Source organism: Leptospira wolffii serovar Khorat str. Khorat-H2, assembly GCF_000306115.2.
GTDB lineage: Bacteria > Spirochaetota > Leptospiria > Leptospirales > Leptospiraceae > Leptospira_B > Leptospira_B wolffii.
This window is the reverse complement of sequence record NZ_AKWX02000018.1, coordinates 1-3187: the sequence shown is the minus strand read 5'-3', so window position 1 is coordinate 3187 and position 3187 is coordinate 1. Positions and strand designations below refer to the sequence as shown.

The window sequence follows — 3187 nt, the reverse complement described above, 5'->3', positions numbered from 1 at the left end:
TAATCCTGATGGGAATAAGTTGCAAGAAGGTGATGGTAAAACGCCTGAAGGAGAATATAAGCTAGATTATCTAATTAATGATTGGGAATACTATAAAGCTTTCCATATTTCTTACCCAAAAATTGATCAAATAAAAAAGGCAAAAGAAAATGGAGTAAACCCTGGTGGTGGGATACTAATTCATGGAATGCAGACAAAATGGAATTGGGTAGGGAGATTACATACATTTTGGGACTGGACTCATGGCTGTATTGCAGTTACTAATGAACAAATGGATAAGTTGATAGAAATAGTTTCAGTTGGTTCAAAAATCATAATTGAACCATGATTAATTTAATTATTTGCTGTTCGATCCGGAACGTCGCCTAACTTTCGGCTCTGACGCATCGCTTCGAGATTGCTTCGCAACTCTCGCTTGGCCTTCGGCACATTTCGCTTTGTCACTCGTCTTGCATAGCGAGCCTCGCGCCAAGTGCTTTCGCACTCGCGAAACGTCGTCAAGCCTTGGTCGTTAGCCGCCATTAAGTAACAAATATTTGTATGAAAATAAATTTTATTTCAAAATCGAATGACGATCGGGAAAACCAGGTAATCTCTGAATTTGTTGAATTCGTTGCCGATGACTTCGGTGAATTCGATATAATTAACATAGAAAGAATTCCTGAGGAAGATGTTCAAACTCCGGATTTTTTGCTTAGAGAATTAAACTGTATTGTTGAAATTAAGAAGGTTACTGAAGACCCTTCATATATGCAAAAGATTGGGTCTCTTCGACAAGATATACTATCAAAAATTACTGGAGACATCAAGCACACATTAGGGAATGTAACAGATAATACTCTGGTATCAATAAATAATTCGAAGGCCCTTAAATCCAGAGGGAAGGAGTATGAGTCATTAATTCATGACATATCGAAAGACATTCGTGAGAAAAGCGATTATGGATTTTCTGGGGAATACGGCTATCGTATTGATCGCAATTCAGAAGGTGCTCCTCAATTAATGGTAATATATTCTGGATTTGAATACCCATCTCCTGAAAAACTTGCTGAACACCTAAAATGCGTAATTGCTAAAGCAATAGTTTAATTAAATAATTACAAGGAAACTTATAGATTGAAAGACTATAAAAAGATTCTTGTATTTGATCATTTTTTCACTCATACGGAAGATCTTTCACTTACAGTGAATGCCATTGAAATTGCATATGATTTACTATCTTCTCAGGAATTGGATAATATCTTTCTTCAAATGAACGAAGCGATTGTCAAGGTGAGATAGGTGCCGTTATTACTTAACGGCGGCTAACTATCGGCTCTGACGCATCGCTTCGAGCTTGCTTCGCAACTCTCGCTTGGCCTGCGGCACATTGGCTTCAGTCACGGTTTTTGCGGTGGCAAAACCCGCGCCTGTCCCTAACGCCTCTTCGAGGCTCAGGGTCGCCAACGTCGTCAAGCCTTGGTCGTTAAGCGAAATTCCGCCGGATTTTGTTTTTTTATTTTTCGAAGCTCGGAAGCGTTGGGATTTATTTTCTAAACGTAGTAAATCTTATAGTCTTCAAGCGCTCCCCAATGCGAGCTGGTGCCGTCGACATGATGTGCATCTTGGTATTTGAGCGTCCTGCGGAAGCTTATGGTTCCATTTTATCCAATCCCGAAAGGGGAGCGCGATTCTTTGGGGCTAGTAAATTTCGGATACTATTGGACTTTCGTCCAAGTAGTATAACTATTTTAAATTGCAGTGTGTTTGAGGCGCAACTTCGCTTAACTGCCAACTTGCCGCATCGCTTCGGGCTTGCTTCGCAACCCTTGCTTGGCCTTTGGCACATTTTGCGTCTGTCACTCGTCTTGCAGAGCAAGTCTCGTGCCATTGCAAAACGTCGGCAAGCCAACGTCGTTAAGCGAAATTCCGCCGGATTTTGTTTTTTTATTTTTTGAAGCTCGGAGGCGTGCGGATTTGGTTCTAAAACATAGGTAATTATTCAGAGTTTTAGCGCTCCCCAATGGTATCTGGTGCCGTCGCCAGGCTGTGCATCTTGGTATTTAAGCGTCCTGCGGAAGCTTATGGCTTCATTTTATCCAATCCCGAAAGGGGAGCGCGATACTTTGGCATTAGGGAATTTAATACTATTGGACTTTCGTCCAAGTAGTGAAATTGAATTAAATTGCAGTGTGTTTGAGGCGTAACTTCGCTTAACTGCCAACTTGCCGCATCGCTTCGGGCTTGCTTTGCAACCCTTGCTTGGCCTTCGGCACATTTTGCTTCTGTCACTCGCCTTGCGGTGGCAAGTCTCGTGCCATTGCAAAACGTCGTCAAGCCTTGGTCGTTAGACGAAATGCAGTTAGATACTGTTTTGTATAGAATGAATTTTGAACTTGTTAATAAACTCATAGAATTTAAGAAAGCGCGGTTAACGATAAAGGAGTTTGAGTCTTTGCTATTTGAATGTGCAATTGATTCGAAAGATCGACTATACGATTTATATATTGAATTGATATCATTAAATCTTAAGGATAAAAAGGCATATTTCGAAATAGTCAATATTATCAATAAGATTCTTGAACTAGTTCCTTCAGATAACCAGAGAGTTTATGACAAAAACATTTTTTCTGTTACATGTATTCGAAATAAAGGCTCATACTTTGACAGTAATGAGATAAGAAATTTTGATCTTATTATTGGTAATAAGTATATTATTTTGGAATTAAATGTTAGAAGATTAAATGATAAAGATATCTTTACTGATGTAAGAATAGTTGATGATGACTTCCGGATTTATCTTGTTCCGGTAGATTTATTTAGCCTAGTCACATAAAATCGGACACCTTTTTTGCTCAAAATGAGGTAAAGGTGAATATGAGTAGGACAGGAAAATACTCTCCAGAGTTTAAAGAACAAGCAGTAAAACGGACATTGTCCGGTTCTTTTACGATAAAAGAAGTAGCAGAGAAGTCAGAAGAACAAAATCCCCCGACAGACAAGCAACTGAAAGAGAACGAAGAATTGAAGAAACTTCGTAAAGAAGTTCACCGCCTCAGGGAGGAGAATGCGATCTTAAAAAAGTATTCAGCCATGCTTTCGAAGGAACAAAATCTCGATTAGAGTTCATGGAGAACAACAGGAGATTGTTCTCTGTTAAAAGCATGGCCAGCTTATTCAATGTATCTCGATCTGGATTTTATGAATT

General features: G+C 39.3%; 4 protein-coding genes and 1 pseudogene. All 5 read left to right on the top strand.

Annotated elements, in window-relative coordinates:
* A partial coding sequence (locus LEP1GSC061_RS13200) for a L,D-transpeptidase family protein (protein ID WP_040508818.1) occupies nucleotides 1-328 on the top strand: 328 nt, incomplete at its 5' end.
* 212 nt (nucleotides 329-540) lie between these two features.
* The gene (locus LEP1GSC061_RS13195) at nucleotides 541-1089 is read left to right on the top strand and encodes a hypothetical protein (protein ID WP_232218458.1); all 549 of its coding nucleotides are present in this window, start codon (nucleotides 541-543) and stop codon (nucleotides 1087-1089) included.
* A 27-nt stretch (nucleotides 1090-1116) separates the two neighbouring features.
* Nucleotides 1117-1281: a hypothetical protein gene (locus LEP1GSC061_RS21925; protein ID WP_016545955.1), complete on the top strand. Its 165-nt coding sequence runs from the start codon at nucleotides 1117-1119 to the stop codon at nucleotides 1279-1281.
* 1081 nt (nucleotides 1282-2362) lie between these two features.
* The gene (locus LEP1GSC061_RS13185) at nucleotides 2363-2815 is read left to right on the top strand and encodes a hypothetical protein (protein ID WP_040508814.1); all 453 of its coding nucleotides are present in this window, start codon (nucleotides 2363-2365) and stop codon (nucleotides 2813-2815) included.
* A gap of 41 nt (nucleotides 2816-2856) precedes the next feature.
* Nucleotides 2857-3187: pseudogene (locus LEP1GSC061_RS13180) on the top strand (transposase); the annotation flags it as partial.

Bases quoted from the DNA above. Each gene is read 5' to 3' on its own strand.
- LEP1GSC061_RS13185 (WP_040508814.1), top strand. From the start codon at position 2,363: ATGAATTTTGAACTTGTTAATAAACTCATAGAATTTAAGAAAGCGCGG.
- LEP1GSC061_RS13195 (WP_232218458.1), top strand. From the start codon at position 541: ATGAAAATAAATTTTATTTCAAAATCGAATGACGATCGGGAAAACCAG.